Below are 13,963 nucleotides of genomic sequence, written 5' to 3'. Positions count from 1 at the left end.
CGCCGTTTCACTGGCGGACGGCGACCACGCATCGGATCACTCCACCTCGACGACGACCTTGCCACGGGTACGGCCCTGTGCGTTGAGGCGCTGGGCATCGGCGGTCTTCTCCAACGGGAAGACCTCGGCTACCTCGATCTCGATCGCGCCGGTCTCGACCAGGTTGACCAGAGCGCCGAGGTCCTCGCTGTCGGGACGCACGAATACGTAGTCCCCGCCGATATCGGTCACCGCGGTCTCGACGATGGAGGCGATGCGCGCCCCTTCCGCCGCGACCTGGGAGGTGATCGAGAGTGCGTCCCCACCGACGAGGTCGAGCACGGCGTTGACCCCGTTCGGCGCGAGCGCACGGACCCGGTCGGCGAGCCCGTCCCCGTAGACGACAGGCTGGGCCCCCAACGAGCGGAGGTAGTCGTGGTTGCGCTCGGAGGCGGTACCGATCACCTCGGCCCCCAGGCTGCGGGCGATCTGCACCGCGAACGATCCGACTCCCCCGGCTGCCGCGTGCACCAGGACGGTGTCACCGGGGCCGACCTCCAAATGGTGGACGAGGGCCTGGTAGGCGGTGAGGCCGGCCAGTGGGAGGGCTGCTGCCTGTGCCCAGCTCACGTTGCGCGGCTTGCGCGCGAGCGTGCGCACCGGCGCGGCCACCTTCTGCGCGAAGGTGCCATGGCGGACCACGTCCTCACGGACATAACCGATCACCTCGTCGCCGACCGCGAACTCGGGGACGGCAACACCGGGTTGCTCCACGATGCCGGCCACGTCCCATCCCGGGACGACGGGGAAGAACACGTCCATCAGGGAGTCGAGGTATCCCGCCTGGACCTTCCGGTCCACCGGGTTGACCGAGGCCGCCTTGACCCGGATCAGGACCGAGTCGGGACCGACCTTCGGGTCGGCCACCTCGGCGATCTCCAGTACCTCGGGGCCACCGTAGGAGTTGTAGACGACCGCCTTCATAACCGCTCCCTCGTTCGTTCTCCGTCATCGGTGTACGGCTGTGGGCAACAGCGCCGCGCCGACGAGGAATTCCCGTCGCTTCGGCCGGTTGTCCGCACGACCGGACTAGTGCCCGTTCGACGTGGCCGTATCCGGCCTTCTTGTCATTACCGGGTGCTAAATGATCAAAGGACCAAGGTGCGGGGAAACATGACCCTGCGGGGTCCTGGACGAATACGCGTCCGCGAGCGAAGGAGGCTCATGCCGCAGCTGGCCATCGACTCGACGTGCCTTGCGCAGTACGACAAATTGGACCGCCCCACCCGGGAACGCCTTGCGGCGGTGACCCGGAAGTTCAGGGAGTTGTCGTTGCGCGCGCTGCTGGCGCACCCCGACCTCCGCATCCAGGCACTGCCCGCCGGGCAGGATCCACGGATCCGGACGTTCCGTATCAGCGACAGCTGGACGGGGGTGATGTTGGCTCCGGAATCGGGCGAGACCTTCCTCCTGGTGCACCTGCTGCCGCGGGAGAGTGCGGAGGAATGGGCATCCGACCAGCGCCACGACGTCAACACGGTGATGGGCACACTCGAACGGCGCGATGCCACCGCGCTGGAGGAGCGTTCCGTCGCTCCGGGGGCCCGGCCGGAGGCAGACCCCGCGCTGTTCAGCGGGGTCAGTGACGAGGCCCTGCGGCAGTTGGGGGTGGACTCGGAGATCATCCGGTTCTGCCGGACCCTGTCCACCCGGGACGAACTGGCCGATTGGGGGCCCGCCGTCCCGCAGGACCAGTACGAGGTGCTGATCCACCTGGCCGAGGGGATGCCTGTCGACCAGGTGATGAACGAGGTCGTGCTGCCCCGGCGGGCAGCGGCCGGCGGTCGGACCGTCCCGCCCGACGACTACGACGCCGCCATCCGCAACACCCGGCACCGGGTCCGTCTGGTCAAGGACGACGAGGAAGTCGATGACGTCCTCGGCAGGGAGTTCGACGCCTGGCGGGTGTTCCTGCACCCGACCCAACGCTCGCTGGCCTACCGCCCCGCCTTCAGCGGCCCCGCGATGGTGTCGGGCGGGCCCGGCACCGGCAAGACCGTGGTGGCACTGCACCGCGTCAAGTATCTGGCCGAGAATCTTCCGCTGGGCGGCAAGGTGTTGCTGACGACGTTCACCAACGCCCTCGTGGAGTCGATCCGCAGGGATCTGGCCCTCTTGGTGGGCGAGGAGCTGCGCGCCGACGTCAACGTGATCACCGCCGACAAGCTGGCGCTGGACGTGGTGCGTGCGCAGCACCCCGACGTGAGCATGCGCCGCGACGCCGACGCGCGCGGCCTGTTCGCCAACGTCGTCGGGAAACAAGGGCTTTTGTGGTCGGCCGACTTCGTGTTCCAGGAGTACCGACACGTGGTGATGGCCCAGGGAATCACCACCGTCGAGGGCTACCTCGACCCCGACGCCCGGCGCGGACGTTCCACCCCGTTGACCGTGGACCAACGGCGCGAGGTGTGGAACGCCATCGCGACGGCGCGCGCCTGGCTGCGGCGCACCAAGCAGTTGCCGACGGTGGAACTGCACGCGGAGGCGGCACGCATTCTCGACGAGCGCGCGGAACGGCCCTACAGCAACGTCGTGGTGGACGAGGGGCAGGACCTGCACCCGGCCCAGTGGCGGACACTGCGCGCAGCGGTGTCTCCCGGGCGCAACGACATGTTCATCGCCGGCGACAACCGCCAGCGCATCTACGACAACACGGTCTCCTTCAAACAGCTCGGCATCAGGATCGTGGGACGCTCCTACCCGCTGCGCGTGAACTACCGCACCACGACCGAGATCCTGACCTGGGCGGACCAGATCATGCGCGGCCAGAGCGTGCACGAGCTGGGCACGAGTGCACCCGAGGCCCCCGGCTCCACCCGCTCACTCCTTCGCGGAAACCCTCCGGTTCTTTGCGGAGCCGCGGATCCGGCCGGCGAGCTGGCCGCTCTCGAACGGCAACTGCGGGGGTGGTTGGCCGACGGCGTCGCCCCTGGCGACATCTGCGTAACCACCCGAACCCGCAAGGTCCTCACCGAGGTCGTCGGGTTTCTTCGCTCCCGCGGCCTTCCCGTCGCGCGGTTCAACCCCCAGCACCACACCGTGGACGACTCTGCCGGCACCGTCCGGGTGACCACGATGCACGGGGTGAAGGGCCTGGAGTTCCGCGCGATCGCCGTATTCGGTGCGACGGCCGGGGCACTTCCCCTGATGGAACACGTCACCGGCCCAGAACTGGACGAGAACCAGCACCGCTCCGACCTCGCAGCGCAACGCAGCCTGCTCTACGTGGCCTGCACCCGGGCACGCGAGTCGCTGTACGTGAGCTGGCACGGGGAGCCCAGCCCGTTCTTGCCGGTGGGCTGAGCCGCACGGCCCTCGACGGCGCCCGATCCGGGGCGGGCGCGAGACGGACGTCACGGGGCTTGCCCATTGAGCGGGGGACGCGCACCGTGCGAACTTCCGTCTACAACTGCACCGACGGCGTCCAGTGGTCCGACGTCGCCTGGTCGGAGGCGACCGGACAGAGCAACAGTGTCGGCGTCTCCATGACCGCCGAGGCCGGATTCGGCACGGTGTTCTCCGTGAGCTATGAGCAGACCTACCGGCAGACCTGGGAAAGCTCGCACACCGAGAGCCAGACGACCAACGTCAACACCGGCCCCAAGGAGGTCGGCTGGGTCGAACGCGCTCCGCGGATGGAGTGGGTGGCCGGACAGTACGAGATGCGCCTCGGCAGCCGCTTCCACGGCCACTACTACTGGTACGTGCCGTTCGAGGCCACCGGTCCGGCCGACGAGCAGAGCGGAACGGTGCCCCAGTCGAGCACGCCGATGAGCGACGGGGAACGCGCAGCGCACTGCGGCCGGCCCACGGGGAGGCGCAAGGGCGGCGAACAGTAGTGGAGCGCGGGGGATCGGGCGGTAAAGTTCGTGGTGGCCGCCGGTGAAGCACCCCGGCCGCGCAACGTCTTGACAGGCGCGGTCCCCCGGGCCCGCTCCCCCGTCCCCCTCCGCCGTCTCCGATCAGGTTGGTCGTCTCTCATGCGCTTGGTGTTCACGAACGCCGATCAAGACACGTTCGACGAGTACCGGGCTCTGTTCATACCCCGGGTACTCGACTACGGGCGCAAGCGGGGGCTGAACGTGTCCCGGCGCGCGCTCGAACTGCTCCTGGACTTCAAGTACGGCGCTCCCGACAAGGGTGGGGACGGGCTGCTGGCCAGGTGGAGCACCGCCGACGTGGTGTCGCTCCTGCTGGACTGGCTGCCGGCCGAGAGCGGCCGCTCCGCTGTCCGGACCGCCGAGGTCCGCACCGCCTTGGACTCCTGGCTGGGCTTCCTCAACGAGGAGGACCTGCTGGACCGGCGATCGGACGCGCGCGAGGATCTGCTGGGCATGGTGGACCGGCTCGCCGATGCCTACCAGCACGCGATCGACGACCCCGCCGAACACCGGGTCGCCGCTTACATGCACTGTGTGATGGACGACCTGGGCTTCGAGATCGACGACCCCGAGCAGATCGCGGACTTCGAGGCGAAGGTCGAGGCCGGGGCGATCGCGGTGGACGACGACCTGGTGGCCGCGATCGCTGCGGGCGAGGAGGAGGGCCCCAAGTCCCTTCTCGCCGGTCCCGGGCGGGCGGGGTACACCTGGCGGGCGCCGCGGTTGCTGGAGGACGCGGAACTGGACGCCGCGATCACGGCTGCCCCGACCATCGTCCGGCTGCGCGAGCTCGCCCCCGAGGAACTTCCCGAGGACGCGGCAGAGGCGTGGTTGATGGCCTACGACGCCGTCGGCGAAGCACTCGCCGAGCGGTTGAACCTGGACGAGGACGGGTTCGAGGCCTACTTCGGACTGGCCTCCGACGAGTTCACCGGATCGGTCCTGACCTCGTTGTTCATCGAGCGGCTCGCGTTGCCCGCGTCGATCGTCGTGGAGATGGTGGCCGAGCTCGGCGACCAGCTCGACGACGAGTTCCGGATGAGCCCCAAGCAGGAGGCGAAGTTCACCGAGGCCGTCGGGCTGGTGCTCACCGAGCTGGAACGCCTCGGCGCCGTCGAGGGGGCGACCTCGGGTGAGGACGCCGAACTTGCGGGAGAGCCGGTCTACCGGCTGACCCCGCTGGGCGAGTGGGCCGGGCTGGAGGAGCTCACGGCCGAGGACTACACGATCCGCGACTTCGACGAGCTGATGGGCGAGTCCGCCGAGGTTCTGGTGGAGCGCGCTGCTGCCGGCGAAGCACTGAGCGAGACCGACCTGGACTCCTGGATCGCCGAGCGCGACGAGGAAGCGGCGATGCGGGAACTGGTGGAGGTCGCCCGACGCACCGACGACTCCACCCATCGCGCCGCGGTGCGTGCCGTCACGGCCGAGCACCCCTCTGCCGCACACCCCGTTTACGAGGCGCTGCGCGACGACCACGACTTTGGTCACCAGGCCCGTGTCTGGCTGTTCGACGCCGGCTTCGCCAAGGAGTCGGACCTGGAGGCCGAAGACCTGTCCTGGGTGATGATCGACGGAATCGCGGCCCTGGCGCGCATGGGGATGCTCGGCGACGAGCAGATCCAGGAGCTTCCGGTGAACGTGGGCAACGACGGCACGTCCCTCTTCGATCTGGCGCGGATGCTCCGTCACCCCGAGACCGGGTTCCTGCTCACCTGGCTGGGTGAGAACCACCCCGACCCCGCGCTCCGCAAGGAGGCGCGCACGACGCTGTACCGCTACCAGAGCGGACAGGACCGCCGCGGCTGATCCGACCCTCGGGAAGGGACCGGGAACGGCATGGTCGCCGTTCCCGGTCCTCGGGGGAACCCGCTCGGGTTGTCCACAGATTTCTTTTTCCCTGCCTTTCGCCCCACCTCACCTGTTTACCGTGGGTTATCCGCCTGATGCGGCGGGTGTTCGACGAGTCTGGGAGGGGTCGGATGGGTGTGAGCGGCCGGGATCGGGCGTTGGTGGAAGCAGCCACGACGTGTTTGTTCGTGGAGCGAATGCGGGCTTTCCTGCGCTGGGTGGGCGATCGTCGGGAGGTCTCCCGCGATCAGGTGGGGACGGCTGCGGGCGTGCGGGAATACGTCCCTTTGAGCATCGGTGCGTGGGTGGAGGATGACGACGTCGCCACCGAACCCCCCGAGTGCGAGATGGGGGATGCGGCGCCACTGCTGGCGTTCGCGTTGGAGGCGCGGGTACTGGAAATGGTGGTGGATCGCAACGAACGCCGACCAGGCGGCGGACATCGCCAACACGGCTGGGTGATACCCGGCCCGGAGTACGTCCGGATGCCCAGGGACGCGGCGCGGTTGTGGCGAATGGCCGTGGAGCGACTTCCCCTGCTGTGGCGCCAGCGCGACGTCCGGATCTACCACCGGGTTGCCCAACCGCTGGTGGAACACCTGTTGTCCCTGCTGACCGAATCCGGGGAGAACGGGGTGGCGGTCTCGGAGTTCGTGGAGGCGTCCGGGCGGGAAGGTCTGCCCCGTTCAAGCGTTGAGGTCGCGGTGTCACTGTTGGGGTCGTTGAACCTGGTCCGCCACGACTATGACCTCGATGTCGGCGAACGCTGCGCGCTCACCCCGCTCGGTCGGCATGCCACAACACTGCTCCTTCCCGCCTCTTCGTGAGAACGCCGGCTGCCCCGCCTCTGGTCGGGGCAGCCGGCAACGGTCGTACAGGACATCCGTACGGTGCCCCGGCTCGACACCGGCCCGACTCTTGGCAGGGGGTCGCGACGTTCCCATCCGCTCTCCCAGCGGATGTGCCTGCTTTCACCCGGAGCACGAAGAAGCACATGCCTGATCGTCCGGGGCACCGTCCGGCCACGCGCCGGCTCATCGACAAGGGGTCGGTACCGGGTGAAAACACGCCGACGGGACCGCTCTCCCCTCCCATCGTCCGACAGCGGTCCCGGGCGGCCGAAAATCTTCTGTCCGTACAACCCGTCCGGGGCGACTCCCCTGGTTTCGGGCAGCGAGGAACGCGCCTTCGGTTCTCTGGACGGCCAATATTTGCCAAGAAGTCTTTGACAAGCGTCTTTCGCACAGCTCACCATTGCTTCGGCTCCCGGGGCACCCACTTCCCCGGACACCGGGATCGTGTCCTCCCACTCGTCCGGCTCACCCGAGAAGGCCGCCAATGCGGCTAAAAGCGCCGAGTGGGCCGAAGATGGAGGGAGGACTCGGGTCCCGCCACGGGCGGGATGTCGGTCGTGCTCTAATTCCTTCTATCGTTCCGGCTTGGGGAGCCTTTCTTGGAATACCGCATCACCGCCGAGCTGTCGCTTCCCGCGGGCTCTGCCGAGCTCGACGGCCTGCAACAACAGGGCGCAGCAGCGCTACTGGCCGAGTGGCTCGACCGCGTGGCGACGGTAGAGGGCCCTGACGGCGTGGAGATCACGCCTTACGACCACGAACTGGACACCCACCCCAGCGGAGCCGTGATCGAACTGCTGGTGGACGCGCCGGCACTCAGCTTCGCCGAGAACGGGGCGGAAGCGCTGCTGTACGAGATCCTGGAGCGCACCGAGCTGCTGGCCGACTGGAAGGTCGGCAAGTGTGAAGTAACGGTCAGCGACGCCGAACTCGCCGAGGCGCTGGAAAGCCACGACGGCTCCGAGACCGCCCCCGCTTCCGGGGTGGTCGGCGTCCCCCCGGAGGAGATCGCCGCCCAACATCGCCGCCTGCTCGGCCTGGCACCTCAGCTGCGCGCCTTCGACGCCGACTCCTTCGGTCCGTCAACCGACGTTGACGACGCCCGGCTGCTTGCCGCCGGCGCGCTCATCGACCGGGCCGTCGCCCTCACCGATGAGCTTTTCATGGACGTCACCACCCTGGAGGACGACGCCCACTCGCTGGACGAGGACGACACCTCCTGGACTGCCGACGACTCCGACGAGCTGTTCGTTCTCCATGACCTGCCGGTCCGCTACCGCCACCACTACGACGTCATGTTCGCCAAGAAGTTCCTGCTCTCCTCGGCTGCGGTCTATGCCCGTCTGACCCGCCCCGGCTGGGCCCGGCCGACCTCCACCGCCGAGGCACTGGCCCTGTACGTGCTCGTGGAGAACGCCAAGGACATCCTGGTCTCCCTGGCCGGCCTGGACGCCGGGGACGTGAACACCATGTTCTCGGCCTTCGACGACGCGGCACAGGCCCACCACGATCATGAATGGCTCTACCTGGAGGACCTCGACGCCATCGACCCCGACGACTCAGCGGCGGACCCACTGGGTTTTCTGGCCCGCAACGCCCACTCCTGGTTCGACCCCTACCCCGACAGCGTGGACACGGCACCGCATCCGTACCTGATCGACGAAGGCTGATCAGGACGTCGGCCCCTGCCCGCCCCGAGCGGAGTTTTCCACAGCCGGAAAAATCATCGCGGACCAGCGCGTGTGGCGACCGCGAATATCAGGGTAGGCGGGTGGTTCACGGGAGCACCCGACAAACGCGGGAGGCCGCGGTGCGGATGCTTCGGATTCTGATAATCATCGTGCTGAGCACAGGGGTTTTGATGGTGGGTACAGGCGCGCAGGCCGAGGAACCGGCCAGTGGGAATCTGGACGGCTTCACGATCGGTTGGGTCCCGGCCGGGGTTGGCACCCAGGTGTCGGACTTCTCCTACGAATGGGAGGAGGTCGCCTTCTCCTCTCGTGTATGGGAACGCGAGCTCGACAACGGCGACGGTTTCCAGGTCAACCTGACGGTGGCGGTACTGCGCGGGGACCGTCTCGTCGATCAGGCGGCTCTGCTGGCCTTCCTTTCCGAGTACCACGAGCAAGATCCCAACACCTGGGACGTCGCGCCGTTCTCCCACGGCGACTTGCTGGGCGGGATCGCTCCTGACCACGCGTTCTGGCTCGTGGAACCGGGTCTGGCCGTCTCGGTGCGACTGGCCCCGGAACGGTTCGGAGCAGATGACCTCACTGCAACGGCGCGGGGAGTGACGTCCGACCTGTAAGTGCCTCCACGGCAGGACGGAAACCTTGCCGAATGAACATTTTTCTTCGGAGGCCAAGGAGGAGAATACGGCGGGAGGGCCACAGCCGACCGAGGCCGTAATTCGCCGACACGACGTCAGGAACCGCCGAAACCACGGTGACTTGATCGACGGAGCCCTGTCATGCCACAGGCATCGGGGGTGGTACAGAAACCACGCCCTGGACCACCCCCGCCTCCACTCCCCCTCGCCTGGTCCCTAACACCGCACAGGGCGTTTTTCGGCAGTCCTTCCCCCCGCTGCCCCCGAAATCCGTTGATCACCTGACGTGATGTGATGAAATCGAGCCTTCACAGCAATACCCACTGACTCAGTAGGTTGTCTACTCTCAGAAATGTCCCTTGTCTCGGCATTTCTCCCGCCGAAGCCGCATTCCTGGATTACCGGAGTACCCCATGAGCCGCATTCCCCCGTCCGCCCCAGCACGTCTGCTCGGCGCCACCGCGCTCGGAGCGCTCCTGCTGGCGGCAGCGGCCTGCGCTCCCGTCGAAGACGAACCCGCTGCCGACGCCGGCGCGACCGAGTGCACTCCCGAAGGCATGGAGACGCTCACGGCCGGCACCCTCACGATCGGGACCGACAGTCCGGCCTACCCACCGTGGTTCGTGGACGACGACCCCACCAACGGTGAGGGGTACGAGTCGGCGGTGGCCTACGCCGTGGCCGAGGAACTGGGTTACTCCGAGGCGGACGTGGTCTGGGAGTCGGTGACGTTCAACAACGCGATCCAGCCAGGCCCCAAGGCATTCGACGTCAACATCAACCAGTTCACCATCACCGATGAGCGCAAGCAGGCCGTGGACTTCTCGTCGCCGTACTACGACGTCCGACAGACCGTGATCACAGTGGCCGGTTCAGCGATTTCCGAGGCGTCGTCGATCGCCGACCTCAAGGACGCCACACTCGGCGCACAGGTCGGCACGACCAGCCTGGACGCGCTCACGGAGGTGATCGCGCCCACCGCGGATCCCCAGGTCTTCAACAACAACGACGACGCCAAGAAGGCACTGGAGAACGGTCAGGTGGACGGCATCGTGGTGGACCTGCCCACCGCCTTCTACATCACCGGCGCCGAACTGGACGACGGCGTGATCATCGGGCAGCTCCCTGCCCAGCAGGAGGCCGCTGAGCAGTTCGGTCTGGTCCTGGACAAGGGGTCGGCGCTCACCCCGTGCGTGAGCCAGGCGATCGACTCTCTTGTCGAGCAGGGCGTCATCGCCGAACTCGAACAGCAGTGGCTGGCCGACGTCGCAGAGGCGCCCGAACTCTCGTGACCACCACCGTGACAGGTCCGGGCGGGGAACCACTGCCGCCCGGACCGTACCGGCCCAGCCAGCTCCAGCGTGAGCGGGAGTCCTACCGGCGCAGGCAAAGCGTGCGTTCGGTCCTGCTCGCTGCTGTTTCCACCGGCGTGGTGGGCCTGGTCCTCATCCTCGGGATCGTCGGTTCGCCCGGGTGGGAAAGGGTCAAGGAGACCTTCTTCGACCTGGAGGTCGGCCTCGACGCCTTGCCCGCCGTACTGACCGGGCTGTGGCTCAACGTGCGGCTTCTGGTGTTCTGCGCGATGGGCGCGCTGGTGCTCGGGTTGCTGGTAGCGATCATGCGCACCCTGCGGGGTCCGGTGTTCTTCCCGCTGCGTGCACTGGCGACTTCCTACACCTACGGTTTCCGTGGCGCGCCGCTGATCATCGTGCTGTACCTGATGACCTTCGGTGTCCCGGGCCTGCGTCTGGGCGGCACCCCCAGCGTGCTGGTGCTGGGCGGGATCGCGCTGGTCATCACCTACGGCGCCTACCTGGCGGAGGTGTTTCGCGCCGGAATCGAGTCGGTCCACCCCAGCCAGATCGCGGCTGCCCGCTCCTTGGGGTTGACCTACCGCCAGACGATGCGGCACGTGGTCCTGCCCCAGGCAATCCGCCGGGTCACACCGCCGCTGCTCAACGACATGGTGGCGCTGCAGAAGGACGTCGGGCTGATCTCGCTGGCCGGGCCGATCGATGCTATCCGCGCGGCGCAGATCGCCACCGCGCAGTCCTACAACTTCACGCCCTACCTGGTGGCAGGAGTCCTGTTCGTACTGATGGCGATCCCCCTGGTCGCCGTCACCGACTGGGTGACCATGCGCGCGGCCAGGAGGCAATCCGCAGAGGGGGCCCGGTGACCACCACCGGACACGAGCCGGACGCGATGCCTCCGGTCCTGGCCTGTCGAGCCGTACGCAAGGAGTTCAACGGAACCGTCGTGTTGGACGACTTCGCCCTTGAGGTGGCCGAACACGAGGTGGTCGTGTTGATCGGCGCGTCGGGGTCGGGCAAGTCCACCCTGCTGCGCTGTGTCAACCTGTTGGAACCGATCAGCGACGGCGCTATCCATCTGGACGGCGAGCACATCACGGACCCCCGGGTCAACCCCGACGACGTGCGCAGACGTATCGGGATGGTCTTCCAGTCCTACAACCTGTTCCCGCATATGACCGTGCTGGACAACATCACCCTGGCACCCGAGCGGGTACACGGTCGGTCGAGGGCGAGCGCGCGGACCCACGCGACGGAACTGCTGGAGCGGGTAGGGCTGGGCGAGAAGGCCGGCGAGTACCCGGACCGGCTTTCCGGCGGCCAGCAGCAGCGAGTGGCGATCGTGCGGGCGCTGATCAATTCGCCTCGGCTGCTGCTGCTCGACGAAGTGACCTCCGCGTTGGATCCTGAACTGGTGGGCGAGGTGCTGTCCCTGATCCACTCGCTACGCGAGGAAGGAATGACCATGCTGCTGGCAACGCACGAGATGGGTTTCGCCCGCCAGGTCGCCGACCGGGTCTGCTTCCTCGACAAGGGTCGGGTGCTGGAGCAGGGACCACCTGAGCAGGTGCTGTTCGAGCCGGAACAGCACCGGACCCGCCAGTTCCTCCAGCGGATCATCGACGCCGGCCGCCTGTAGCCGCCGGGCCTTCGGGGTCAGCCCAGCCACTCGTCCATCCTGGTGCGGTACATGACCTTGAGCGTCCCGCCCTTGCAGTTGCCCGTGATCCGAAAGTGGGGCATGGGCGGGGTGGGAACCGTGCCGACCCGGTTGTCCAGGGTTCCGTACCAGGAGGTGTTGACCTGGACGTCGGCTGTGGCGTCCTGGGGGAGGAAGACCTTGACGCTGCCCCAGTTGGCGGTGATCTGGAAATCGACGACATCGGTCAGGAAGGTCGCTTCGCGAAAGTCCAGGCGGGTGTCGCCGTAGGGGTTGCGCACCACGACACGTCCCGGGACCTGCCAAGAACCACTGCGACTGATCTGCCCGCCTTTGGCGTTGAGTTCCAGGGTCTGATCGGCTCCCGGCTGGATTGCGGCATGCCGTGCTTGAGGGACCGCCGGCCGGTCGCTTCCCACCGGCAGATCCGCGGTGAGCGGTTTGAGGTCGGCGTAAGTCCGTGCCGCGTAGACGGCGTCCAGACGCTCGCCCAGCTCGTCCAAGGTGATCCTGCCTTCGCCTGCGGCGTCGCGCAGGACTTCGGCCACCCGGTCGCGGTTGACGTCGGAGGCTCTCATGTCGGGGCGCCGCCCTGCGCTGTCCGGGGTCACTGTTTCGCGTTCCAATCGCTCGGAGGGGGATTCACCCTTCCATGCTAGAAGACGGGGCGGCGGAGACCGCGTTGACCAGGCCCCTCAAGTGTCGCGCCGACTCGGTGGCCGACCGTGGCGCAGTCGCGATGCAGATACGGCACAGCGCCCGGCAACAAGACGTCGGGGTTCGCGGACTCGGGGGCTCCGTGGAAGGAAGGGGGACGAGGAGGGCGTGGGCGGTCCGGGTCCTCGGCGTGACGGTTCGGCGCTGGACCTGTCGAGACGGAAACCGTCGCGACCGGACGTCGTCGCGGTTCCTGCCGGGAACGACACGGGGAACGATCCGGTGGGCGGTTGGAACTCCCCCGACCGGACGCCGGGTCAGGGACGGGGTCGCGCCGGGCGAAGTCGGCGGCGAGCTCGTCGAAGGTGACCCAGCGGACATCCTCGTGCTTGATTGACGTGCTCGATGATGCCCTCGTGCACGAGCAGCGCCTGGGGTCGATCGGAGACGTCGGGGGACGGACGGTCATGGTGAAGACCGCGTAGTCGTTCTCCCGATAGATCCGGTCGGGAGGCCGACAGCAGGTGGCCCCAAGCAGGCGTCGGTGACGGCGGGACCGGTGCTGCGGTCCTGGCCCGGATGGTCGCGGGCGAACCGGTGGAGTCGGTTCTCCTGCCTCCCGAACTCGTGGTCCGCTCCTCCAGCGGCGGCACGGGACCCTGGAAAGCCCCGCAGCCGATCCGCGGCGGTGAGTCGCGAGGCGGTTCAAGCAGTCGCGGGGACGCGCTCCCTCGTGGGGGCGATCCGCCCGGTGCGCGACGCCCACCGCTCGAAGACCACGGTCCCCAGAGGCGGAACCGCGGCGACCAGCGCCCAGAAAGCGGTCGTCAGGCTCCAGCCGAGCTTGACCCAGGCCAGCAACGCGATGACGCAATAGGCGACGAACGCCGCACCGTGCAGGGGACCGAAGATCTGCACACCGATCTCGTCGAAGACCACAACGCGCTTGAAGAACATGCCGACCAGCAATCCAACCCACGTGAACGCCTCGACGGCTGCGACCACCCGGAAGGCGGTCAGAACGGACTTGGACACCTGGGCTCCTTGCTGGGTCGGGACTCCCGCCACCTGCGGGACCGTTCCAGTCTGGCGCAGGTCGGCGGGTGCCCGGACCCGGGGTCGTGCAGCAGCCCTCCGTCATCTCCCTAATTTCGGACAGGCATTAAACAGTAAAACGGACATCGCCTGGCCAGGAGAATGCGCACGTCGGGGCCACTCCGACGGGACATCCTCCCCCCGCGTCCGCGAAACCTAGGAAAAACAGGTCCTAAGCTGGCATTTCACACACCGGAAACGCTCTTGCGAGCCACTCGCGAATCGCCGCTTGCGGGTGGTTTGCCGGAATTTCCGCGGACGCATACCTACTAGTGAACGCCGTG

General features: G+C 67.7%; 12 protein-coding genes. 9 read left to right on the top strand and 3 right to left on the bottom strand.

Features of this window, described 5'->3' with window-relative positions; all coding sequences use genetic code 11:
• Positions 1-36 precede the first annotated feature (36 nt).
• Complete coding sequence (locus AC0VYP_RS04790; protein ID WP_475472691.1) at positions 37-963, bottom strand: NADP-dependent oxidoreductase; 927 nt, start codon at positions 961-963, stop codon at positions 37-39.
• Positions 964-1,203: 240 nt separating this feature from the next.
• Between AC0VYP_RS04790 and AC0VYP_RS04785 the strand changes: the two genes are divergently transcribed.
• The 9 genes from AC0VYP_RS04785 to AC0VYP_RS04745 all read left to right on the top strand — a co-directional run bounded on the left by AC0VYP_RS04785 (position 1,204) and on the right by AC0VYP_RS04745 (position 11,906).
• A complete protein-coding gene (locus AC0VYP_RS04785; RefSeq protein ID WP_475472690.1) occupies positions 1,204-3,342 on the top strand; it encodes a UvrD-helicase domain-containing protein in 2,139 nt (712 codons plus the stop codon).
• An 86-nt stretch (positions 3,343-3,428) separates the two neighbouring features.
• The gene (locus tag AC0VYP_RS04780) at positions 3,429-3,878 is read left to right on the top strand and encodes a hypothetical protein (RefSeq protein ID WP_475472688.1); all 450 of its coding nucleotides are present in this window, start codon (positions 3,429-3,431) and stop codon (positions 3,876-3,878) included.
• Between the two features lie 141 nt (positions 3,879-4,019).
• On the top strand, positions 4,020-5,729 hold the full coding sequence (locus tag AC0VYP_RS04775) for a hypothetical protein (protein WP_285758913.1): 1,710 nt from the start codon (positions 4,020-4,022) through the stop codon (positions 5,727-5,729).
• Positions 5,730-5,959: 230 nt separating this feature from the next.
• Complete coding sequence (locus tag AC0VYP_RS04770; protein ID WP_475472686.1) at positions 5,960-6,598, top strand: hypothetical protein; 639 nt, start codon at positions 5,960-5,962, stop codon at positions 6,596-6,598.
• Positions 6,599-7,224: 626 nt separating this feature from the next.
• Entirely contained in the window at positions 7,225-8,295 is a 1,071-nt protein-coding gene (locus tag AC0VYP_RS04765; RefSeq protein WP_285758911.1) for a hypothetical protein, read from the top strand.
• A 191-nt stretch (positions 8,296-8,486) separates the two neighbouring features.
• Positions 8,487-8,933, top strand: a complete 447-nt coding sequence (locus AC0VYP_RS04760) for a hypothetical protein (RefSeq protein WP_475472684.1) — start codon at positions 8,487-8,489, stop codon at positions 8,931-8,933.
• A gap of 434 nt (positions 8,934-9,367) precedes the next feature.
• On the top strand, positions 9,368-10,246 hold the full coding sequence (locus AC0VYP_RS04755; protein WP_475472682.1) for an ABC transporter substrate-binding protein: 879 nt from the start codon (positions 9,368-9,370) through the stop codon (positions 10,244-10,246).
• Positions 10,243-11,133, top strand: coding sequence for an amino acid ABC transporter permease (locus AC0VYP_RS04750; protein ID WP_285758908.1), 891 nt, complete (start codon positions 10,243-10,245; stop codon positions 11,131-11,133). Before AC0VYP_RS04755 ends, AC0VYP_RS04750 begins: the two co-directional genes overlap by 4 nt.
• Positions 11,134-11,159: 26 nt before the next feature.
• On the top strand, positions 11,160-11,906 hold the full coding sequence (locus tag AC0VYP_RS04745; protein ID WP_475474159.1) for an amino acid ABC transporter ATP-binding protein: 747 nt from the start codon (positions 11,160-11,162) through the stop codon (positions 11,904-11,906).
• Positions 11,907-11,923: 17 nt separating this feature from the next.
• Here the strand turns inward: AC0VYP_RS04745 and AC0VYP_RS04740 are convergent, their stop codons facing one another.
• Both AC0VYP_RS04740 and AC0VYP_RS04735 read right to left on the bottom strand, forming a co-directional pair.
• Positions 11,924-12,505, bottom strand: coding sequence for a DUF1707 SHOCT-like domain-containing protein (locus tag AC0VYP_RS04740; RefSeq protein WP_475472680.1), 582 nt, complete (start codon positions 12,503-12,505; stop codon positions 11,924-11,926).
• Between the two features lie 784 nt (positions 12,506-13,289).
• A complete protein-coding gene (locus AC0VYP_RS04735) occupies positions 13,290-13,619 on the bottom strand; it encodes a DUF3817 domain-containing protein (RefSeq protein WP_285758905.1) in 330 nt (109 codons plus the stop codon).
• Positions 13,620-13,963: the final 344 nt, after the last annotated feature.

The organism is Nocardiopsis sp. iso_186, assembly GCF_056173365.1.
The sequence above is the reverse complement of the archived record's forward strand: the minus strand, read 5'-3'. Positions and strand labels throughout refer to the sequence as shown.

Coding starts and splice junctions, on each gene's coding strand:
- AC0VYP_RS04790 (WP_475472691.1), bottom strand. CDS start 963: ATGAAGGCGGTCGTCTACAACTCCTACGGTGGCCCCGAGGTACTGGAG.
- AC0VYP_RS04785 (WP_475472690.1), top strand. CDS start 1,204: ATGCCGCAGCTGGCCATCGACTCGACGTGCCTTGCGCAGTACGACAAA.
- AC0VYP_RS04775 (WP_285758913.1), top strand. CDS start 4,020: ATGCGCTTGGTGTTCACGAACGCCGATCAAGACACGTTCGACGAGTAC.
- AC0VYP_RS04760 (WP_475472684.1), top strand. CDS start 8,487: ATGGTGGGTACAGGCGCGCAGGCCGAGGAACCGGCCAGTGGGAATCTG.
- AC0VYP_RS04755 (WP_475472682.1), top strand. CDS start 9,368: ATGAGCCGCATTCCCCCGTCCGCCCCAGCACGTCTGCTCGGCGCCACC.
- AC0VYP_RS04745 (WP_475474159.1), top strand. CDS start 11,160: ATGCCTCCGGTCCTGGCCTGTCGAGCCGTACGCAAGGAGTTCAACGGA.
- AC0VYP_RS04740 (WP_475472680.1), bottom strand. CDS start 12,505: ATGAGAGCCTCCGACGTCAACCGCGACCGGGTGGCCGAAGTCCTGCGC.